The 21,954-nt window shown below is 56.6% G+C and carries 14 protein-coding genes; all 14 read right to left on the bottom strand.

Annotation, left to right across the window (positions count from 1 at the left end):
- Nucleotide 1 precedes the first annotated feature (1 nt).
- The 14 genes from ACFOOP_RS10820 to ACFOOP_RS10755 all read right to left on the bottom strand — a co-directional run bounded on the left by ACFOOP_RS10820 (nucleotide 2) and on the right by ACFOOP_RS10755 (nucleotide 21,954).
- On the bottom strand, nucleotides 2–2,065 hold the full coding sequence (locus ACFOOP_RS10820) for a hydantoinase/oxoprolinase family protein (RefSeq protein WP_379880969.1): 2,064 nt from the start codon (nucleotides 2,063–2,065) through the stop codon (nucleotides 2–4).
- 17 nt (nucleotides 2,066–2,082) lie between these two features.
- Nucleotides 2,083–3,777: a hydantoinase B/oxoprolinase family protein gene (locus tag ACFOOP_RS10815; protein WP_379880968.1), complete on the bottom strand. Its 1,695-nt coding sequence runs from the start codon at nucleotides 3,775–3,777 to the stop codon at nucleotides 2,083–2,085.
- Nucleotides 3,774–5,825 carry a hydantoinase/oxoprolinase family protein gene (locus ACFOOP_RS10810; protein ID WP_379880967.1) on the bottom strand — a complete coding sequence of 684 codons (2,052 nt, stop codon included), beginning with the start codon at nucleotides 5,823–5,825 and terminating at the stop codon, nucleotides 3,774–3,776. Before ACFOOP_RS10810 ends, ACFOOP_RS10815 begins: the two co-directional genes overlap by 4 nt.
- A 93-nt stretch (nucleotides 5,826–5,918) precedes the next feature.
- Complete coding sequence (locus tag ACFOOP_RS10805) at nucleotides 5,919–8,168, bottom strand: TonB-dependent receptor (RefSeq protein ID WP_379880966.1); 2,250 nt, start codon at nucleotides 8,166–8,168, stop codon at nucleotides 5,919–5,921.
- 157 nt (nucleotides 8,169–8,325) lie between these two features.
- Nucleotides 8,326–8,835 (bottom strand): peptidylprolyl isomerase, encoded by a 510-nt coding sequence (locus ACFOOP_RS10800; RefSeq protein WP_379880965.1) that lies wholly within the window; start codon nucleotides 8,833–8,835, stop codon nucleotides 8,326–8,328.
- Between the two features lie 50 nt (nucleotides 8,836–8,885).
- Nucleotides 8,886–11,483: a winged helix-turn-helix domain-containing protein gene (locus ACFOOP_RS10795; protein ID WP_379880964.1), complete on the bottom strand. Its 2,598-nt coding sequence runs from the start codon at nucleotides 11,481–11,483 to the stop codon at nucleotides 8,886–8,888.
- Nucleotides 11,484–11,595: 112 nt separating this feature from the next.
- Nucleotides 11,596–12,087: an Lrp/AsnC family transcriptional regulator gene (locus ACFOOP_RS10790; protein WP_379880963.1), complete on the bottom strand. Its 492-nt coding sequence runs from the start codon at nucleotides 12,085–12,087 to the stop codon at nucleotides 11,596–11,598.
- Between the two features lie 119 nt (nucleotides 12,088–12,206).
- Nucleotides 12,207–13,874 carry a carboxylesterase/lipase family protein gene (locus tag ACFOOP_RS10785; RefSeq protein WP_379880962.1) on the bottom strand — a complete coding sequence of 556 codons (1,668 nt, stop codon included), beginning with the start codon at nucleotides 13,872–13,874 and terminating at the stop codon, nucleotides 12,207–12,209.
- Between the two features lie 11 nt (nucleotides 13,875–13,885).
- Nucleotides 13,886–15,211, bottom strand: a complete 1,326-nt coding sequence (locus ACFOOP_RS10780) for a hypothetical protein (protein ID WP_379880961.1) — start codon at nucleotides 15,209–15,211, stop codon at nucleotides 13,886–13,888.
- On the bottom strand, nucleotides 15,204–16,871 hold the full coding sequence (locus ACFOOP_RS10775; RefSeq protein WP_379880960.1) for an MFS transporter: 1,668 nt from the start codon (nucleotides 16,869–16,871) through the stop codon (nucleotides 15,204–15,206). The genes ACFOOP_RS10780 and ACFOOP_RS10775 overlap by 8 nt, the downstream gene beginning before the upstream one ends.
- Before the next feature lie 117 nt (nucleotides 16,872–16,988).
- The gene (locus ACFOOP_RS10770; protein ID WP_379880958.1) at nucleotides 16,989–17,891 is read right to left on the bottom strand and encodes an SDR family NAD(P)-dependent oxidoreductase; all 903 of its coding nucleotides are present in this window, start codon (nucleotides 17,889–17,891) and stop codon (nucleotides 16,989–16,991) included.
- Nucleotides 17,892–17,959: 68 nt separating this feature from the next.
- Nucleotides 17,960–18,655, bottom strand: a complete 696-nt coding sequence (locus ACFOOP_RS10765; protein ID WP_379880957.1) for a TetR/AcrR family transcriptional regulator — start codon at nucleotides 18,653–18,655, stop codon at nucleotides 17,960–17,962.
- Between the two features lie 60 nt (nucleotides 18,656–18,715).
- On the bottom strand, nucleotides 18,716–20,305 hold the full coding sequence (locus ACFOOP_RS10760) for a long-chain-fatty-acid--CoA ligase (RefSeq protein WP_379881554.1): 1,590 nt from the start codon (nucleotides 20,303–20,305) through the stop codon (nucleotides 18,716–18,718).
- Complete coding sequence (locus tag ACFOOP_RS10755; RefSeq protein WP_379880955.1) at nucleotides 20,302–21,954, bottom strand: carboxylesterase/lipase family protein; 1,653 nt, start codon at nucleotides 21,952–21,954, stop codon at nucleotides 20,302–20,304. The genes ACFOOP_RS10760 and ACFOOP_RS10755 overlap by 4 nt, the downstream gene beginning before the upstream one ends.

The raw sequence follows: 21,954 nt of genomic DNA, 5'->3' as shown, positions 1-21,954 counted from the left end.
CCTAAATATCTATATGTAAATTGCCGTAATCATCGACAGTGACGCGCTGGCCCGGGAACACCACGGTCGTGGAGCCGGCTTCCTCAATAATCGCCGGACCGGAAATGTCGGCGCCGCGCCCAAGCAGCTTGCGGTCATAGATCGCCGTATCGAGCGTGCCTTCCTTGTCAAAATCGACCCTGCGGCTGCCTTTAAGGGCCTTTTCCGCATCCGGCCCCTCTTCGATAACAGCAAGCGCCGGACGGTCGACATTCGCATAGGCCACAATAGAAAAATTGACGACCTCAACAGCGTTATCGAGCCTGTAGGTGTATTCGCGCTCATAGGCGGCCTTAAAGTCTTCGATAATGGACGCGATATCGTTTTCCGTCAGCGCGCTCGCGCCTACCGGCACACGAACCGAATGCTCCTGCCCCTGATAGCGCATGGATAGGGCGCGTTCGAGAAGGATGCGGTCATCGGCGATGCCTTCCGCCTTGTAGGCTGCGATCGCTTCACGCTCCATCTCTGCAAAAGTGTCGCTGACCAGCGGCGCCGTCGACGGAACAAAAAGGCATGGCAGCGTGCGTATATAATCTCGGCGCAGATCAGACATCAGCATGCCCCAGGCGGAAAACACGGCGGAATGGGCAGGTATGATGACCTTTGGAATGTTCAGCTCCGCTGCAAGCGCCGTCGCATGCATGGCGCCGCCCCCGCCAAACGCCACCATGGTGAAATCGCGCGGATCATAGCCGCGGTTGATCGACACCAGCTTCAGCGCATTCGTCATATTGTTATTGGCGATCCGGACCACACCGCGCGCCGCTTCCTGTGCGGACAAACCAAGCCTGGCGCCCAGCTTCGCAAAGGCCGCTTCAACCGAAGCCATGTCCGCCTCAATTTCACCGCCGATAAAGTAATTCGGATTTATCCGGCGCATCATGAGATTTGCGTCAGTAGTAGTGGGCTCGACGCCGCCCTTGCCGTAGGCGACCGGCCCCGGCGCCGCGCCAGCGCTTTGGGGGCCCACATGCATTTTTCCGTGCTCGTCTACCCAACCGATCGAGCCGCCGCCATTGCCGATCTCAACGATATCCACCACTGGCGTCATGATCGGATAGCCTGCGGATTTTTCGCTGCGCTCGATCATGTACTGGCTCGTGACCGACACTTCGCCATTATCGATGAGCGAACATTTCGCCGTCGTCCCGCCGATATCGAATGCAATGATATTTTTAATGCCCAACGCTTCGCCGAGCGCCGCAGCGCCAAGCACCCCGCTCGCCGGTCCGGATTCAACGATGGAAATTGGCGTTTTCTTTGTCGCGGCTACCGTATCAATACCGCCATTGGACTGCATCACATAGAACACGCCCTTGAACGCGTCTTCCTGCAAACGTTTTTCGAGCTTGCCGAGATATTGCTCCGTGGTTGGTTGCACATAGGCGCACACAGCAGCGGTATTCGTGCGTTCATATTCCCGCCACTCCCGCGAAATCTCATGCGAGGCGACGACGGATACGTCCGGCCAGAGCTTTCGAATATGTTGGGCTATTTCAATCTCGTGAACCGGATTGGCGTAGCTGTGCAGCAGGCAGACAGCGATCGCCTCAACGCCTTCTTTCTTGAACTCGTCAATGATCGGATCGATCCCGGACAGGTCCAGCGGCGTCAGGATATCGCCCTTGTAATTCATACGCTCAACAACTTCACGGCGCAGATAACGCGGAATAAACGGTTCCGGTTTCTGATATTTCAAATTGAAAAAGTCGGGCCTATTGCCGCGGGCGATTTCGAGAATATCGCGAAAGCCTTCTGTCGTAATCAGGGCGGTTTTCACGCCCTTGCGCTCCATCAGCGCATTGATGACCACCGTGGTGCCATGGGCGAAGAATTCAACATCCTCCAGCGACACCCCGGCCTTGGTGAAGGCGTCGGCCACCCCTTTTTCAAAATTGGGAGGGGTTGTGTGCGCTTTTTCCGTTTCAACGGAGCGGACTTCGCCGGTCTGCTCGTCGATATTGAAATAAACGAGATCGGTGAAAGTCCCGCCGACATCCGAGGCCGCTCGAATCTTGGTCATGCCCGCAAATACCTTCCCTACTCAGCCGCGTATGGACGTTTGTAAAAACGCGCCGCTTGTTCTTTTGTAATGAAATCGTTTTTGAGATCGTCTGCGATCTCTGCTTCGGAACGCTCATGGGGATCGCCCCAACCACCGCCCGTCGCAGTGACGCAGCGAACGATGTCGCCTTTCCTCATCTGTACGCGGGAAGGCTTGCCATAGACTTCTCTTGTATCCTTTGAGCCGTCTTTGCGGATCAATTCGACATAGTTGGAGGAGCCTTTGGCGCCGCCTGCCGCGCCCCAGGGCGGAAATTTGAAGCGGCCGAAACTGCCGCTGAAATGCGCCTGATCGCACAGGATTTCGTAGTCCAGATAGACGCCTTTTCCGCCGCGGAATTTGCCTTCTCCGCCATCTTCATTGTGAAGCGCATATTGGTTGATGCGAACGCCGTAACGGGCTTCCTGGATCTCAACTGGAATATTGTAGGTCTCACCGTCAGCGATGGAAAACTGGCCGTTCAGTCCATCGCGGTCGCTCATGGCGCCCCAGCCGCCAACCAATGGCTGCACCAGGATAACATCTTCATCTGTTTCCGGATGCTTGGCCGAAAGAATAAACGCACAGACCGACAAAACATGCCCCGCGCTTAAGCGATCGGGTAAATGCTCCGCCATCGCTTTCCAGATCAAATCCTCGGCGTAAAGCATCGTCTCCCAATAGGTGGAGACAGGCGCCGGGCGCTCTGCGGTGAAAACCGTCCGGTCGGGACAGATAATTTCGAGCGCGCGAAAGCAGCCACCGTTCGACGGGATTTGCGGATTGGTCAGCGCCTTGAAAATGGTGCGAACCGCAGCGACGAGCGCGGTGCGGCCGTGATTGATCGGCCCCAGCGCCTGCGGCGCTGACCCGGTGAAATCAACCTTGAAGGTCTCGTCACTGATCTCGATGCGCACGCAAACCCGCAGGGGGTCTTCGCCCTGACCATCGTCGTCAATCCAGTCTTCCGCTTCGAAAACGCCTTTCGGAAGTTTTGTCAGCTCCTCTGCAATCATGGCCTCGCCATAATCGAGCAGCCCCTCCATCGCCGTCGTCATCGCCTCGGCGCCATATTTTTCATAGAGCATGACGAGGCGTTCCGCACCGACATTGTTGGCCGCAACACCCGCCCAGAAGTCGCCAAGCGACTCTTTCGGCATGCGGATATTCGCGGAAATCAGATCGAGGATCGGCTGCAGAACCTTACCCTCATCCACGACCTTCATGGTCGGGATCTGCAGACCCTCCTGATAGATCTCGGTTGAGGCGGGCGTGAAACTCCCGGGCGCCATGCCGCCGACATCGACCCAGTGCGCCTTATTGACAGCAAAACCCACAAGCGCGCCTTGATGGAAAATCGGCTTGGCGAGCGCCACATCGGAAAGATGCGTGCCGTAATAAGGATCGTTGCTGATAAAAACGTCGCCCGGTTTGATGTCACCCTTGGCGCCAAACTTCTCAATGATTTCTTTCACCAGCGCATCGATCATGCCGAGGAAAACGGTGGTTCCATTGCCCTGTGCGATCAGGTCGCCGTCTTTCGTCGTCAGTCCGACTGAATAATCCAGCACTTCATAGATGATGGGACTCATGCTGGAGCGCGCCATGGCCTCAAACATCTCATCGCCGATAGCCACCAACGCGTTCTTGATGATCTCCTGGCTAAACTTGTCCGTCTTGTGATCGTTCATGACGTCCTCATCTGGATATGGATGTTGCCATAAGCGTCCATTTCCGCGCGTTTACCCGGAGAGATGACAATGGTGGCTGTCGGGTCTTCCAGCACAGCGGGGCCGGCAATCGCCATGCCCGGCTCGATCAGAGACAAGGCGTATTCGTTCGTGTCGTGAACGCCGTCGGCATCGAAGTCTATTTTGCGGACGCCTTTTAGAGCCTCGGACACATTACGCCCCGTCACGGGAAGCGCCGGCAGCGGCTTTTTGTCGATATCGGCAAAGACGACAACGTGAAAATTCACAAGTTCAACATCGCTATCGAGCTGAAATGTGTATTCTCGCATGTGTTCCTGATGAAACGCCGAAATGAGTTCAGTCAAAGCCGCAGGATCGAGCCGCTCATGCGGCGCCGGCACTTTGACAGTATGTTCCTGGCCTGCATACCGCATGTCTGCAAAGCGCTCGACACGCATGGCTTCGGCGGGCATGCCTTCGGCGAGACAGGTTTCGCGAGCCTGCGCCTCCATCGCTTCATAAGTGGCTTCAATCGCTTCAGCTGCACTCGAAGTAACGCTTTTCACGTCGGTCTTCAGAAAGTCCCGGCGCAGGTCGCACATCAACATTCCCCATGCAGAAAAAACAGAGGAATTGACGGGAATGATGACTTTTGGTGTCATGAGTTCTTCGGCAAGCGCAACCGCATGCATCGCGCCGCCGCCGCCAAACGCGATTAGCGCAAAATCTCTCGGATCATATCCCCGGTTGAGCGATACGAGCTTGAGCGCATTGACCATATTGGCGTTGGCGATGCCAATAACACCGCGCGCGATGTCCTCCTTGGTCTCACCAAGCGCTTCCATAAGCGGCTCAAAGGCGCGATCGATACTGTCCCAGTCGGGCTCCTGCTCACCGCCAAGAAACAGTTTTGGATTGATCCGCCCCAGGACGAGATTCGCGTCAGTCGTCGTTACATGCTTGCCGCCCCGGCCATAAGCTGCGGGACCGGGCTGCGAGCCGACGCTTTGCGGCCCGACATGCATGCGCCCTCCCTTGTCGACCCAGGCGATAGAGCCGCCGCCATTGCCAATTTCAACGAGATCGACCACCGGCGTGCGGATCGGATAACCGGGATTGGTGCGGTCCCATTCGATTTTGTAGGACGTTGTAATTTTCGCCGCGCCGCTTTCTATCAACGCGGTCTTCGCCGTGGTCCCGCCGATATCAAGCGCGATGAGGTTCGGCTCACCGATCTGTTTGCCCAGCGCCGCGGCGCCGAGAACGCCGCTGGCCGGGCCCGACTCCACCATCGAAATCGGATCGTTGCGCGCGCCTTCAACTGTCGCGACGCCGCCATTGGAGCGCATGATCAATGGTTTTCCGGAAAGTCCGCGCGCACTCAGCTTTTCGTCCAGCGACGCAAGGTAGCCTTTTGCAATCGGATGGACATAAGCTGACAGCACCGCCGTGCTGGTGCGCTCATATTCACGCCATTCGCCGCATACCTTATGCGACGCAATCACTGACACCTCCGGCCATAATTCGCGGATGCGCGCTTCAATCGCCAGCTCATGCTCAGGATTGACATAGGCGTGGAGGCAACAAATGGCGACGGCCTGAACGCCTTCGGATTTCAGCGCCTCCAGAATGGGTTCAATTTCATCGAGCTGTAGCGGCTCAACAACACGGCCCAGATAATCCAGCCGTTCGGTTATTTCATGGCGCAGATAACGCGGCACGAAGGGCGCAGGTTTTTTGAATGCGAAATTGAAGAGATCGGGCCGGTTGCCGCGCGCTATTTCCAAGATATCGCGAAACCCGCGCGTGGTGATCAGACCGGTTTTGGCGCCGCGCCGGGACAATAACGCGTTGATGACGACAGTGGTGCCATGCACAAAATCGTCAATCTGACCCGGATCTATTTCGCCTTTTTCCAAGACATTAATGACGCCCTCTTCGAAATTGGGCGGCGTTGTATCTGATTTTGTGATCCGAATGCCGTCATCATCAATGCAGACAAGATCTGTAAATGTGCCGCCGACATCCGTTGCAACGCGCATCGTCATCCAGGCCTTTCATTCATTTTATAGCGTCGGTGCTCCTCCCAAAATGTTTGGCGCTCCACGTTCACATAAAACGCAGAGCGCCCGGGGGGAGTGTTAAAAGTTGACCCGCAGATCAACACGCCACAAGCGAGGCACGCCAGCATTGGCGAAGCCGCCAAGAACCCATTCAGAGTTGTAGACTTCGTCGGTCAGATTATCGACGGACGCCGTCAGCGCCCAGGAGCCGTCATTCGCCTCGAAACCGCCGCGAATATTGACAAGATCCAGCGCCGAGCGGGCTGTAGTGTTTTCAGGATCCCAGAACTGTTCGCCGCGACGCTCGTAATCTACGCGGCCGAAAATCCCGATCATATTTGTAATCGGCGTACGATATTGCAATCCGGTGTTGAACGTCGTTTTCGCAACGTAGGGAGCGTAATTGCCAACGGCCGCCGGATTGACCGTGTAGGCGTTGATCTCGCTGTCCGCCAGTCCGAAGCCAGCGTAGAAATCGAGGCCGTCATAAAGATTAGCCGTCAGTTCAACTTCGCCGCCCCAGATCTCGATCTCATCGACCGGAACCAGAACCTGCGCGCTGACGGCGCCGATGAACACGAAATACGGCGCGTTCTCGACCTTGGTGCGGTAACCGGAAGCGTTCAGCGTCACACCGTCCGCCAGTGTTGACTTAAAGCCGACCTCATAGGTGGAGGTTTCTTCCTGTGGCAGAAGGTCGGACACACCCATGACGCCCGCACCTGCAGCAACGGCGCCGACGCCGTTCTGGTTAAACTGGCCCGAACGGAAGCCTTTGCCCCAGGATGCGTAAAGGTTGAGATTATCCAGCGCGGCGTAGCGCGCCGTGACTTTCGGTTGAAACAGGTCGAATTCCGCTGTGTTGAGAGAGCCAGGCACACCTGTCGGAGACACGAAGACGCCGTTCACATAATTGCCCTGCAAAGGGGACACCTGCTGCTCGCGCGAGTCCTTGTCGTAACGACCCGCAAAAGCCAGCTCGAGACGATCGGTAACGTCATAGGCCGCGTTGAAGAACAGCGCCCAGGCCTCATTGTCATTGTCATCCGCAATGAAACTGGTTTGCGGCGCCAAAGGATCGAAAACCGGCATGCGCTTCGAGACAGTCGGTAATCCGTTCTCAAGATCGTCATAGATGGACGAGTTGATGAAACGATCTGTGGCGACGTAATACGCCCCAACCATCCAGCGAAATGCCTGATCGTCAGGCGATGTCAGGCGCAATTCCTGGCTGATCGCCTCAACCTCGATATGTTGTGACTGGATGCCGTCACCCAGTGGAAATGGCGGCGCCGGCGTGACGGTGCTCGCAGCGGTATAGGGAAACTGATCGCTGAATGTCGTCTCTTCGATGTGATCATAAGCGGTCACCGAGCGGAGTGTGGCAAAACCCAGATCCGCATTGATGCGCAATGAAACCTGCTCTGAATCACGCTTATCAACGCCAAGATTGTTGGCCGTGAACTCGCGTTCAACCAGATCGGCGTCGGCGATAGTGAAATCAAAAGCGGTCGGAAGACCTGTTGTTTTCTCAACAACCGCTGGCTGATAGGTGTAGTTCAGCGCGCCGCCTTCGGTACGGACGAGTGAGCCGCGCAAATCCGCCGTCACCGCATCGCTGGCGATGAACCGAAGATGGCCGCGAAGGGAAATGTCTTCGCTGTAATCGACTTTTTCATCGAGAATAACATTGTCGAGGACGCCATCCCGATCGGAATAGCGTGCGGAAATGCGGCCCAGCAGGCGACCCGGCACGATCGGTCCCGAAACCGATCCCTCCACCTGAAAGTCATTCCCGCGGCCGTAACTCACCTGACCGTAGCCTTCAAATTCATCGGTCGGCATCGCCGTGTTGATGATAATGGCGCCGCCTGTGGCGTTCCGGCCATAAAGCGCGCCCTGGGGACCGCGCAGAACTTCAATGCTGTCGACATCGAACAGAGGCTGGTCAAATGACCTTGAATTGATCTGCAGCACATCATCGACGACAACCGCAACGGGCGCTTCGCCGTTGCGGACCTGTGAAATGCCGCGGATGGTGATAAAGCTCGTTCCTGAATCCTGGGCGTTTGCAAAGGTGACACCGGGCGTCAGCGCAAAGAAGTCGTCAACTTGGTCGATGCGCGCATCCTTGATCGACTGCGCCGTGAAAACTGTTTCCGAAATAGGAACATCCTGAACATTTTCTTCCCGGCCGCGGCCAATCACCACGATGACGTCTTCGCCAACGATAGGCTCGCTTTGCGCCATCACGGGCGCGCTCGCTATCGCCGACAAAGACGAACCGCCCAATAAGGCGGCAAGAAAAATTCGATTGGCTCTGGTCATTGGGAACCCCTCCCGTTGGTGTAATACTGATCCGAAGGTGTCAGCATTCTGAGGGTTCACACAAATGTAAAAAAGAGTTGCAGACCCTTGTAAATCGGGTGAGCCGCCGAAGACACACTACCCATTCAGGTAGGGACGACATGGCTCACGCAAACTCTCAAATCAATTCGCAACGCGTAATAAGTATTTGTTTTTCCAAGTATTCGTCAGATTCACGCCGCGCAAAAATATCCTTCACCGTTTCAAACCCGCTCACCACCTCGCCAAAGGCCGCAAACCCCAACCCATCGGGATGGCGCTTCCCGCCAAAATCAAGCTCCGGTTCATCGCGCATGCAAATGAAGAAACTTCCAAATGTTTCTCCCGCGTTGTGGCGCGCTGTCGACAGGGTCCATTTCTTGTGGGTCAACCCTGTTTCCGACGTGGGTTCATGCGCAATGGGAGCCACAGGCTGCGCATCATCCTCACGCAATCCCCCCTGGATCACCTCGATGGGATTGTCTTTCCTCAGGGTCGCGTTTTCGGCGCCCACAATCCGAAAAAAGGTTGAGCCATTCAGCGCGCCTTTTGAAATGAGGTCGCGAAAGTAGCCCGCCGTCCTCGGAGCTTCTTCGAGAAAAAAGCGAATTTCGAATTCGCCGCATTCAGTTTGAAACCTGGCTTTCAACGATGCCTCCCTGTTCTTTAAAAAGGGAAGCCTTGGCGAGAAAGTTTTCGTTAGTCAACCAGCCCCAAACGCTGCGCTTCAATGACCGCCTGCGTTCGTTTGTTTACAGACAGCTTTGAGAAAAGGCTTTTGAGATGAAACTTTACAGTATTTTCTGTAAGCTCCAGCGCTCGCGCAATTTCTTTATTGGACATTCCGTTCGCCAGTTTTTGGAGCACTTCATATTCCCGCTCGCTCAGCAAACCTGTGTCACGTACAGGATTCAATGTTTTCGCGCGCTCAAGAATCTCATGGATAAATTGCAGCGTAATCAGCTCTTCTTCTCTTTGATGCAGATCAGAACGAAGGCCCGGCAGCAATTTTAAAACCTCTGCAGTACCGAGAAATGGCCCCATCACACGCCCCGGGAGCGCAGCTTTCAATAAGCGAATGAGCTCTGGCTTAGCCTCTTCCGTTACGCCTTGCCTGATATGGCGAACGCATTGCGCCAATTGCAGATAGAGCGCCCACCCGCCGGATCCGACATGTTCAGCCAACGCCGCAGCCCGGGCGAGATGGTCCGGCTCGTCATCGCTGCCTGCCGCTGCGATAACGCTCGCAGCCAACAGATAGGACTGCCAGTCTCTCTTGTTGTCCTCATAACGATAGTCTTGCAGGAAACGCTTTGCAGCGTTGGTTGCTGCAGCGCTCAAAATATTCCCATCGCCATGATGCGCCGCCAGGGCGAATTCATGCATGGCGCAAAACTTCAGCAACCGGTCGAGATTTCTTTGTTGTGCGAAGGCGCGCATATTTGAAAGGATGCGATATGGCGCCTGACCGTCCCCGCACTGGCGCGCAAACAGGATCGCGGCATTCAATCCCGTGATGTAAATATCCACCCATCCGTCATTCTCGACCGTATGGAAAAGCGTTTCCTCGAAAGCCGGCCATTCACTGCGGTCGCATTCGCCTTTCCAGATACGAAGGGTGTATCCTAACACCGAAGCGAGCGCCTTCAGCCCGCTATCGGACCCGAAATTTTCATCCGCCATTTTGCCGGCGCGCTCAACATTCGCTGCGGCCGTCGCCAGATCGCCCCTGTAAAAAGCCGTATGCGCGGCATGGATATAGCAATAATTCAGCCCCAGAACCGACGCGCTTTGCCGCATAAAAGAAAATGCTTCCCGCAGGCGGGCGCTGACCAGATCAAACTCTGCACAGGATAGATGGATTAGCACTTCCTCACACCGGATCGTTCCCCAGCCCAGCGCATCAAGACAGGCGGGGTCAGAATATTGACGGCGAATGCGGGAATGATTTTCAGTCCAGGATGTGCGGTCCTCATAAAGATTAATCATCGATTCAACGACCAGCCTGTCCGTATCGCAAAGGTTTGGACGCAGCTTGTCAGGGATCAGCTCTGACGCGTCCAGCATGGCGCGCGCCTCCGGGATCTCTCCATATTTGCAATGAAGATAGGCGCGCGCGATCATCAATCGGGCACTTGATGCAACAACATCGTCCGGCAGGAGGCGCAAGGCGCTACGCAACACGCCTATTCCATCGTGCAGTATGATTTTCCAGCCGCCCGCTGCAATGATCAGCTTTTCGCATTCGTCATAGTCCCCGGCATTGGCCGCATAGCGCACAGCCTCAACCAGTTGCTTTTTCTCCGCATGCCAATGGCTCGCCCGCAACTGTATCGAGCTTGCCTTTTCATGACTCTGCCGGATTTGCATCTCGCGAAGATACTCGGCGAAGAGATGGTGCAGCCGATACCATCCGCCCTTGTTGTCCAGCGGCACAATCAGCGCGGCGAACGAAGATAAGGAATCGATGCGCCCCCATGCGCTTGGGGAATCCAGAACATAATTGGTGAGTTCCGGATTGAACCGCTCCAGAAAAGCAAGCGTCAGAAGAAGTTCTTGGGTATTGTCATCCAGAGTCGAGAGAACCTGCTCTGTCAGATAGGAGGCGACGAGCCCGCCATCGACGCCTGCGAGAATCGGCTCATCAGGCGCGGCCCGCTTTTGTACGCGCGCGAGCTGCACCGCGACCGGCCAACCTTCCGTCTGATCGTATATCTCAAGGCCACTATTTTCGTCTGTCACATCACGCAGCGCGAGAAGGGTTTCGTCTTTAGTCAGCCTTAGCTGTTGCGCATCGATTTCAATCGCATCCCCGGAAGCAATCAAGGAAAAAGCATCAATATTCGGCTGGCGGCGGGTGTCGATGAAGATCGTAAATTGTGACAGCGTGTCACGAATAAGACGTTTGGTGATTGCATTGACGGCTTCGCATTCGGCGCTGTGATAGTCTTCCAGAATGAGGACGATCTGACCTTCTTCATCGTTCAGCGAGCGCACAAGTTTTGCCAGAACAGCACTGGTCGAGGCATCGGCGAAACCATCGCGAGCGCCAGTAACGAGTTCATCCAGTTTTATGCCGGCGCGCGATAAGACCAACACAATATAGGCTAGGAACTGTTTTTCGTCGGCCTCGCCCTGTTCGAGAGTCAGCCAGCCATAACGGATTCCCTTTTCGACGGCGTCAGCCGCCCACTGACCCAAGAGAGAAGATTTTCCGTATCCTGCCGGCGCAACAATGAGCGCCAGACGTTTGCTAACCGCGTCACTAAGCTGCGAGACAAGCCGATTGCGCGGCACAAGATCAACTCTTGGCCTGTTCGGTTCAAATTTGGATTCCAATACCCAGGAAACGTCTGAAATATTCGGGTCAACTGTCATCAATGGCCATAAACTCAAAGGGGTGGACGCATTACTCCTCAACAATCACAAGCGCTGAGCTATCCTTGACCTCCTCCATAACCGGAAATGTCGACGTCTGCGCAACGCCCGGCAGATCTGCAATGACATCCCCCAGAAGCGTGCGATAGGCAGCCATGTCTTTCGTCCGCACCTTCAATAAATAATCATACCCGCCCGACAGCATATGGCAGGACAGAATTTGCGGAACTTTTTTGGCCGCAGCGTTAAACCGCTCGAGGCAGTCCCGCCTCGTGCTTTCAAGCTTCACCTGGACAAATACCAAATGGCCGAGATTGATCTTCGCGGGATCAATATCGGCCTGATAGCCGCGAATAACCCCATCGCGCTCAAGCCGGCGAAGGCGTTTCTGACAGGGCGTTTTCGACAGATTGATACGCTCTGCGAGCTCAACAACAGACACCCGTCCGTCGGCCTGGAGCTCGTTCAAAAGCGCGCAGTCAAGATGGTCTATAGAACTACTTTTTTCGTCATGGGTAGGCATTATGGCCTACCCATTATCACCTTATGGTTCGATATGTAAGGTAATTATCCAGACATAGGGAATATCGCCTACGCATTTTTCGGCAAAAGACGCATCACAGGATGGGTGTTCGACCTCCGTCAGTCCGGACAGTCGGCTTTGTCCTCGCATAAGGGAACCGCGTTTATGCCGACACTGATAAACCATTGCTGTCCCGCCTCGCGGCGGCGGCGCACGAACTCTTCATGCATTTCATACATGCCAGGCACCGGGTCGTGATCAGCGACCGGTTCTTCGCCGAACAAAATATAGGACTGATCTTCCGAATATGGGCGCCATTGAGCGCCGCCAGCGCTTTGCGGTGTTCCCGTTGCAGCGAACGAGACCCAGTAATCCATCATCGCGGATGAGAGCGCGGCTTCTTTATCTCCCTTAGGAACGGGCCAGTTTGGCGGAATGGCGGACACATCCCCCACCTTGCCAAATACAAAAGGGAGCTCATTGGCGTGAAAAGCACAGAGATCGCGTTCCCGTGCGGCCGGATAGCAATGATCGAAAATATACATGAAGGCCGGCTGTCCGGACTGCGTTTGCTTGTCCACAATGCGTTCGACAGACCATCCGAAAATGGCGTCGCGCAAGGTGGCGAGCATGGACTCCTCCATGTCCGACGACGGATAGACCTTGAGAAAGTCATCCGCCAGATCGCCATAACCCCGCCGGATCGCCGCTTCATACGCAGCTGCGCTTTCCGGAACCGGCGGCAGCAACGCGCGATAGGCGCGCGCCTCCCCGCTGTTAAACCCGGCGAGCAAGGGCGTCTTCGCCTGCCTGCCTTCATCAAAAGCTTCGATCAATTGCGTCGGGAGCGCCAATCCGTCGATGGTTCCCTGACTGACAAAACCCGCCTTGGTCGCCACATCTGTGATCTTTTGCGCATCTACTGCGCGCAACGCCTCCAGATCCTCTGCGCCGATTGCCGCCGCCACCATGGCGCCAATCGTTTCAGCGGACGGCATTCCATAAGCGGGTTGCGACAATTCCGGCTTTGCGCGAATGCCGGTGCTTTGTGCGATCACTTTATGGAACAGCCCTTCGGCCAACGGGCTGGTCATGAGATAAGTGGTGCTGAGCGCGCCAGCGGACTCGCCCATGATGGTGACATTTTCTGTATCGCCGCCAAACTCTGCGATATTGTCGCGCACCCATTCAAGCGCCGCGATCTGATCGAGCAATCCGTAATTTCCCGAGACGCCATTAGGCGATTCCGCGCTCAATTCCGGATGAGCAAGCCAACCGAGCGGACCAAGGCGATAGTTGACGGACACGAGAACCACGCCCCGGCGCGCAAGTTCCGAACCATCATAAAGCGGTTCCGCAGCGCCGCCGATACGCAAGGAACCGCCATGAATCCATACAATCACCGGGGCGTTTTTTGCATCTGCCGGCGCCCAGATATTCAGCGAAAGGCAATCCTCGGAGGCCTCAATCGGCGGATCATAATAAAGACTGGTTGCGGGCAGCGCCGGTTGCACGCAGCTTGGTCCGAACGACGAAGCGTCCCTTATTCCTTCCCATACTGCAGCGGGTTGCGGCGCTTGCCATCGCAGATCACCAACCGGCGGCGCGGCGAAAGGAATGTTTTTGAAAACATTCAGCGCTCCTTCGCGCTCCCCTTGAATGCGTCCCTGCTCAATCTGGATGATAGGTTCGCCGGCTCCCGAACGGGCGCAAGCGCTGAAAGGAAGAAAGGCTGCGCAAGCCAGCATAATGCGCAAAACGTCTGTCGTGACTTTCATATCCAACATACTGTTTCCTCCTAAAGGACGTGCTGTAGCAGACGCTGAAACGCCGTCGTCGTCTGCGCAACAGATTCTGCAGAAACGCAACGCGCATCGTCATCTTCGACATGATGGAAACGGTGAACGCCAAAGATTCCAGCGACAGGCGCATAGCCCGCCTCTATTATATTGGTCAGCTCCCCCGCTGACAGCGTGTCGCTGGCGTAAGGTGCCTCAAGACCGGCGAGCCCTGCGAATTCCGTTTGCGCCATGGCGACAAGCTCAGGACTGACCACGAGATAGCGTTGGGAATCCGTTCCGGGCAATGGGCGTCGCGACCCGACGGTATCGTGCCAGTCGCGCGAGGCGAGATTGGCGCCGAGATGAAGCCAGAACGCCGTCTCTTCAGGAGGCGGCGCAACGCTGTGAAGAAGTTCCTCGGCGCCCAGATACTGATATTCGTGACCGCTATTGCAAACAAAAGCGAGATCGTAATCGGGCGCCGCTCGGCTCGCCCAGCGCGCAATATGCAGCCAGGCTGCAATGCCGCCGCCACGCTCGCCTGCACAGGTAAACCAGCCCGAACGCGGCGTTGACACCACCAGCCACTTTCCCTTGCCGCGGTTTAATCGCCCGACAAGATTGAACGCCTGCCTGCGTCCGCCCTGCCCGGTCAGAACCAGCGTTCCTTTCTGACCCGTCATCGCCGCCGCGAAAAAAGGCGCCGCGTCATCCGGCGCCATAAGCGCCACCGGTATATCGTAAAGCGGGTTGCGGCCGTCCGTGTTCAGGGCAATGACCTTTCCGCTCGGACCATTGGTGACGATGACGCAGGCTGCGGCGCCGCCCGCAATAGCGGCCTCCACCGGTTTGCGAAGCTGCGGCCAGAACATCGATGACCAGCGACCGAACGGCAAGTCGACCAAAGCGATGGCGCCGTCCAAAGGCGCTGATGAAAGCCCGTTAGCATCAACGCGAACAACAGGCGCAGTGACGCCAGTTTCCGATGTTGTCTGCACAATCGGTTGCGGCCAAAGCGGCGCGCGCGCGTCGCCAACGACAAGCCTCGTTTCGCTGGCTTCAAACCATGGCGCTGAAAAATATTGGCGTTCCGTTTCAAATCCCGCACTGGCGAGTTCCGATTCAAGCCAGGCGCCGCAGGCTTCATCTCCCGCGCCGCCCGATTGTTTGACGCCAAAACCGATATAGCGCTGTAAGTCTTCAGCGACCGCGGCATGCTCATGATCGTATGTGGCGGCTATTGCGGCGGCGTTGACGGGAAGCAACGGCGATGCCGCGGAGGCCGCCAGAAACCGGCGCCGCGTCGTCATGTTCCCGCCGCTTCCGTCCGTAGGCTCAGTCATCAATCTTCCTCCGGAACGTTTCGGGGAGAAACAGGATGCCGACCACAGCCGTCATGCCGGCGATCAAAACCGGATACCACAAGCCGTAATAGATATTGCCAGTCGCCGCGACCATGGCGAAGGCGGTCGTCGGCAGGAAGCCGCCAAACCAGCCATTGCCGATATGATAGGGAAGCGACATCGATGTGTAGCGAATGCGCGCCGGAAATAATTCAACCAACATCGCCGCCAAAGGGGCGTAAGCCGCCGTCACCATCAGCATAATCGCAACGATGATCGCGATGACCAGCGGCCGGTTGATTTTGTCCGGGTCCGCCTCGCTCGGATAACCTGCCGCAACTAATCGGTCACCGACTTCGCCTTGAAACGCCGCTATCTCCGCAGCAAGGCCGGCTTCGTCATGGCCCGACGGATCGGGCGCAGTGATGACAGTCTGCCCAATGCGCACTTCGGCGAGCGTCCCGGCGGACGCGTTGACATTTGAATAGTTGATTCCGTTGCGCGCCAGATAAGCCTTGGTGATGTCGCAACTTGTCTTGTCGAACGTATTCTTTCCGATCGGGTCGAACTGGAACGAACACTCATCGCCATTGGCGACGACGGTGACGGGCGCGTCCTGCACCGCGCGCGCCAGATCGGGGTTGGCCGCATTGGTCAGCGCCTTGAATAACGGAAACAATGTGAGCGCCGCCATGATGCAGGCGGTCATGATGATTTTCTTGCGCCCGATCCTGTCGCTGAGCCAACCAAAAAACACGAATGTCGGCGTCGAAATAATCAGCGCGATCACCAGAAGAATGTTCGATGTCGCCGGATCAACATCCGCGATCCGTTCCAGATAGAACAGCGTGTAGAATTGACCGGTATAGCCGATCACCGCCTGTCCGGCGACGCCTCCCAGAAGCGCGATCAGCACATATTTGAGGTTGGACCAGCGCCCGAACGCTTCAGACAACGGCGCTTTCGAGGTGGCGCCTTCATCTTTCATTTTCTGAAAGATCGGACTTTCAGCGAGCTGCAAGCGTATCCAGAGCGAGATCCCGAGCAGGAAAATTGAAAGCAGGAAGGGAATGCGCCAGCCCCATGATGCAAAGGCTTCCTCGCCCATCACCGAGCGCAAACCGATCACCAGCAGCAAGGCGGCAAACAGGCCAATAGTCGCGGTCGTCTGGATGAAGCTTGTGAAAAACCCGCGCTTTCCTTCCGGCGCATGTTCGGCGACATAGGTGGCGGCGCCGCCATATTCACCGCCAACGGCGAGCCCCTGTAACAACCGCAGCACGACGAGGATGATTGGCGCGGCAATGCCGATGGCGCCATAGCTGGGCAGGAAACCCACCGCGAAGGTGGACAGACCCATCAAGCCCATCGTTACAAGGAATGTGTTTTTTCGCCCAACGACATCGCCGATGCGTCCGAAGACAATGGCCCCGAAAGGACGAATGGCGAACCCGGCGGCGAAGGCCGCGAGCGCCAGAATGAACGCCGTCGTTTCATTAACGCCGGAAAAGAACTGCACGGAGATGTAACTGGCTAGAAGTCCGTACAGATAAAAGTCATACCACTCGAACATCGTGCCGAGCGACGCCGCCAGAATGACCTTGACCTCGCTTTGCTTCAGCCCATGCGTAGTGGACGTCGCATTTTCCTCGACAGCCATCGGCGTTTCTCTCCATCATTTTACACCCTCACCGGTCTTGCGCCGGCTTCGGTGATTTATTTGGCGCGAAATGCGCTAATTTATTATATCGTCGTGGTGACACGACGCCGCTTGGCGCTAGCCAGTCATGGATACGCCTCCGCCAGCGCTTTCCAGCTCACGCTGGCCTTGAGTAAAGCCAGCCTTCGGCGCGACCTCGTTGGTCCGGTCGGTGATCTGATCCCATTTTCCAGCGATGCGCTCGGCCACATCCCCACCGCCGCCGATGAAGGCGCCCTCCGTCAGCGTTATATGGGCGGCGGCGAAATGACCGGCGCCGGCGCAAAGAATCGCGCGGGTCGGCGCCTGTTCCGCCGTCAGGGCGACGATGCCGGGACTCACCAGCCCGGGATCGAGACGTTCCAGCGCTTCTTTCGAGAGCACATCACCGGTCATTTGCGTCGCCGCCGTCGGCGCGAGGCAATTAACGCGAATGTCGTATTTCTCGCCTTCGATAGCGAGCGTCTGCATCAAGCCGACAAGCGCCATTTTCGCTGCGCCATAATTCGCCTGTCCGAAATTTCCGTAGAGACCGGAAGACGATGTTGTCATGACGATCCGGCCGTAGCGCTGCGTGCGCATGATCTCCCACACAGCTTTGGTGCAGATCACCGCGCCCATGAGATGAACATCAACAACAAGACGGAAGTCATCGAGCGACATTTTGGCGAAACTTTTATCGCGCAGGATGCCTGCATTGTTCACAAGAATATCAATCCGGCCCCACTGCTCCATCGTCTGCGCAACCAAAGCCGCAATGCGATCTTCGTCGGTGACCGACGCAGCAAAAGAAATCGCTTCGCCGCCCTGTTCGCGAATTTCGGCGGCGACTTGCTCCGCATTGTTTTCATCCAGATCGTTCACCATCACTTTCGCGCCGTAACGCGCTAATTCCAGCGCGTGGCGACGGCCAAGGCCTCCCCCGGCCCCCGTCACAATCGCAACCAGGTCCCCAAATTCCATTTTACTGACAGCAGACATTCGCCCTCTCGTGAGTTAATGTATTAAACGCGATAAAACAGCCCGTTACCGCGTTCTACACAGATAAATCAGCCTCTTTCCCGCGCCCGCTCTTCGCAGATAGCGTGAAAACCAGCGGTCATGAAGCGCGCCATCCTCTGCCTGACGGCCTCAAAATCATCAGACTTGCATAACCCGTCCGATAACCTGTCGATCCGGCCGGTGCGCGCAAGCGTCAGCATCAGCGCGCCGGAGACAAAATGGTATCCCCAGAAGATATCCTCTTCCGGACAATCGGGGAGCGCTTTTTTCAGAATTTCAATCAGGCGCAGAACCACAGGGTCGAAATAGTTCCCCATGATTTCAGGGCCCCATTCAGGCGAGTTCGCGACCTGCGCCGTCAGGGCGAGACCATTTTTCCATTCGTCCCCGCCTTCGATATAAAGATCGAAATCCGTATCAAGGAAAACGCCAAGCGCGCCTTCCACTGTCGGCTTTCCCTTTGCATCTTTTTCGTATTCATCCAGCGCCATCATCCTGCGCGCGCTCGACACCGGCGCGCGACGATCGAAGACAGCGTCAAAGAGCGCCTTCTTGTCCGCAAAATAGTAATTCAGCAGCGTATGGTGCACGCCGACGCCTTTCGCGACGTCTTTCAACGTAACCCCATAGAATCCGCGCTTCGAAAAGAGATATTCCGCCGTATCGAGAATTTGCTCAATTGACTCGGCTCTTTGTTCCGCTTTGGTCTGTCGCTTCCGCTTCGTTTTTGTCTCTGTAGACAAGGTAAAATCTCTCCATGTTGTCGCCCTGGTCATTATCCATGAAAGGGCGGTTTTGCCTTATCAATTTTTCAGTTCTGCTCTCAGCCGTATCTTATCGATCTTGCCGGTGGACGCCAACGGCATGGTCGGCACACGCACGACTTCATCAGGTATCCACCAGGGCGCCACGCGCGTGCGCAGCGGCTCCAGAAGCTCATCATCCGTTATGGACTGATCCTCCCCCAATTCAACCATCAGGATTGGTCGCTCTCCCCATTTGGGGTCAGCCCGGCCAACAACGGCCACTAATGAGACTTGAGGGTGCGCCCCCACAATCGCTTCAATCTCAGCAGGGTTTATCCACTCCCCACCCGACTTGATCAAGTCCTTGGCGCGGCCCGTGATGATGAGATTGCCGCGATTGTCGATTCGCGCGAGGTCGCCCGTATCGAACCAGCCGTCAGCATCGGTCGCCGACTCCTCATCGCCGAAATAACGCTCCACAACCGCTGACCCGCGAACACGCAGATGACCTTCAACATTTCGCTGCTCAGGCAGCGGGTTTCCACGAACATCCGTCAGCAGAAGATCGACCCCGATCGCCGGACGGCCAGACATCCAGGCCTTCCTTTCAGGATCGTTCGCCGGCGCGCTTGTGCCCAGCGGTGAAAGCTCGGTCATGCCCCAGCTTGTCTGCACAACGACGCCAAGCCGTCGCTCAACACGCTCCATCAGCGCCGGCGGCATTGGCGCGCCGCCAACAACAATGCGCTGGAGCGTTGGAACATCACCGCCATGTTGTTCAAGATGCTCAACAAGCCCAAGCCAGACGGTGGGCACGCCGAGCGCAACCGTCACGCCCTCTTTGTTAATCAATCGCGCAAGGCTGGCGCCATCGGCGAGACGGCCCGGAAGAACGAGCTTAGCGCCGGCGGCGGGCGCCGCGAAGGGAAGCCCCCATGCATTCGCATGAAACATGGGAACAACCGCAAGTACAGCATCGGTGCATGTCAGCCCCATAACGTCGGCTTGCAGCAAACGCAGCGTATGCAGATAGCTTGATCGATGGGTGTAGGTAACGCCTTTGGGCGGACCTGTGGTGCCTGAGGTAAAACACAAGCCGGACGGAGCGATCTCATCGAACTCGCTCCAGCGCGCATTGCCTCTGGCGTCGGTAAGCAACTCTTCCAGCGCATCGGTTGATGCATCCAGATCGGCTGCGCTCCAGTCCGGCGGCCCGCCGTCAATCACAAGAATTTGCGAGACAGACGGTGTCCGCTCGACAACCTGCTTCGCCAGCGGCGCAAGGTCTGCGCTGACAATCAATATATGCGCCTCGGATTGCTTCAGCATGGCGCTGAGTTGAGCCGGCGTGAGGCGGGGATTGAGCGTATGATAGACAGCCCCCAAGCCAATGATCGCATACCAGACCTCAACATGCGCTTGCGTGTTCCAGGCGAGCGTCGCGACACGATCGCCAAAACCTACGCCGCGTCCCGCCAAAGCCGCTGAGACACGCAACGCCCGCGCTCTTAACGACGCATATCCAACACGGTCGATCACCCCGCCCTCGCCCGCAGTCACAACTTCAACATCACCATGCCATTTGGCGGCGTGATCGAGGAATTTGTTCAGCGTGAGCGCATATGGCTGCATTGAGCCGTCAATCATCGGCACCCCGGCGCTTGCGGCGGCAAAGGCGGCGACGCAACGCCGACATTCCAGGTCCAGCCAATATTTGCGGCGCGGCGTCGACACATCACTTCCTCATGCAATTCATACATGCCGGGAAGCAGGTCGGTTGCAGATCCTTCAGGCGCGTCCTCAAAATACATATAGGCTTCGTCATCGGAATAAGGACGCCATGAAGGCTCACCTTTCGCACTTGGCGCGCCGTCCCGTGCGAATGATGACCAGTAACCAAGCATGGCGTCGGACAACCTTCTTTCAGTCGCAGTGTCCGGAATTTCCGGCCAACTCGGCGTCAAGTTATCGATTGTGCCGAATACATAGGGAATTTCACTGGCGTGAAACGCATGCAGCCCGGCCTCGTTCGCCGCCTTGTAGCCATGGTTGAAAATGTAGAGATAACCCGGCTCTCCAATCTCCAATTGCTTGCGGACAAGGCGTTCGGCGGTCCAGCCATACATCGCATCGCGGGTCGTCGCGAGCATGCTCTCGCTGATATTCTCTGAGGGATATTGCTGCAGAAACGCCTCGGCAAGATCGCCATAACCTTCGCGGATCAGATTCTCATATGCTTTTTCCGTCAGCGGTTTTTTCGGCAGCAAAAACCGCAACGACCGGATTTCCCCGCTGTTGAACCCCGCGATCATCGGCACCGACGCCTGTTCGCCGCGATCGAAAACATTCACGAGTTCATCAGGGATCACAACGCCGTCTACTGTGCCCCATGCGACATACCCCGCCTGCTGGGTTTTTCTGATCAGGGTGGCCGCATCCATCTCGCGCAGTGCTTCAATATTGTCAGCGCCGATCTTGTCAGCGATATAAGCGCCGATCGCTTCTGCAGAGGGCACGCCAAAACGCGCTTCCTTCAGCGCCGGCGTTGAAATCATATAGGCGCTCTGGGCGATGGCTTTATGGAACAAGCCTCGCGCAGGCGGCGACGCCATGAGATACATGACGCTCAAGGCTCCTGCGGACTCGCCTGCAATTGTTACATTGTCAGGATCGCCGCCGAACGCTGAAATATTGCGCTGAACCCATTCAAGCGCGGCGATCTGGTCGAGCACCCCGTAATTGCCGGAAATATTATCCGGCGATTCCGCACTTAGCGCCGGATGCGCAAGATAGCCCAACGCCCCAACACGGTAATTGATGGACACAACGACGAGGCCGCTTTCCGCCAGCGCCGCGCCGTCATACATCCGCTGGCTGCTGGCCCCCGAGCGCAATGAGCCGCCATGTATCCACACAAAGACAGGCGCACCCGCTGCATCCTTTGGCTTCCAGACATTGAGCGACAGACAGTCTTCACTCATCGCCTTCAAAGTTTCAGCGTAGATGCTTTCGACATTCGCGCGAAACTGCATGCAGGCGGGACCAAATTCACTTCCGTCGAATTCACCGTCCCAATCAGCGGCCGGTGACGGCGGCTTCCAGCGCGCATCGCCAACGGGCGCCGCCGCATAGGGAATGCCCTTGAAAGCCAGAACCTTATCCTGGGCGACACCCCTAACATCACCTGCTGGGGCGTTTATGAGAACGTCGCTTTTTTCTTCGCTGCTGGCGTGAGCACAAGCGAGAGTCATCGCCAGTAAAGCCACAGCAACTGAACGGAATAACAAAGACATCAT

It is taken from the genome of Hyphococcus aureus (assembly GCF_042643165.1).
Taxonomy (GTDB): Bacteria; Pseudomonadota; Alphaproteobacteria; order Caulobacterales; family Parvularculaceae; genus Hyphococcus; species Hyphococcus aureus.
This window is presented reverse-complemented; position numbering and strand designations above follow the sequence as displayed.

Excerpts from the sequence above, each read along its gene's own strand:
- ACFOOP_RS10760 (WP_379881554.1), bottom strand. The coding sequence starts at position 20,305 with ATGATTGACGGCTCAATGCAGCCATATGCGCTCACGCTGAACAAATTC.
- ACFOOP_RS10755 (WP_379880955.1), bottom strand. The coding sequence starts at position 21,954 with ATGATGTCTTTGTTATTCCGTTCAGTTGCTGTGGCTTTACTGGCGATG.
- ACFOOP_RS10820 (WP_379880969.1), bottom strand. The coding sequence starts at position 2,065 with ATGACCAAGATTCGAGCGGCCTCGGATGTCGGCGGGACTTTCACCGAT.
- ACFOOP_RS10785 (WP_379880962.1), bottom strand. The coding sequence starts at position 13,874 with ATGTTGGATATGAAAGTCACGACAGACGTTTTGCGCATTATGCTGGCT.
- ACFOOP_RS10775 (WP_379880960.1), bottom strand. The coding sequence starts at position 16,871 with ATGGCTGTCGAGGAAAATGCGACGTCCACTACGCATGGGCTGAAGCAA.
- ACFOOP_RS10815 (WP_379880968.1), bottom strand. The coding sequence starts at position 3,777 with ATGAACGATCACAAGACGGACAAGTTTAGCCAGGAGATCATCAAGAAC.
- ACFOOP_RS10805 (WP_379880966.1), bottom strand. The coding sequence starts at position 8,168 with ATGACCAGAGCCAATCGAATTTTTCTTGCCGCCTTATTGGGCGGTTCG.
- ACFOOP_RS10790 (WP_379880963.1), bottom strand. The coding sequence starts at position 12,087 with ATGCCTACCCATGACGAAAAAAGTAGTTCTATAGACCATCTTGACTGC.
- ACFOOP_RS10770 (WP_379880958.1), bottom strand. The coding sequence starts at position 17,891 with ATGTCTGCTGTCAGTAAAATGGAATTTGGGGACCTGGTTGCGATTGTG.
- ACFOOP_RS10780 (WP_379880961.1), bottom strand. The coding sequence starts at position 15,211 with ATGACTGAGCCTACGGACGGAAGCGGCGGGAACATGACGACGCGGCGC.
- ACFOOP_RS10810 (WP_379880967.1), bottom strand. The coding sequence starts at position 5,825 with ATGACGATGCGCGTTGCAACGGATGTCGGCGGCACATTTACAGATCTT.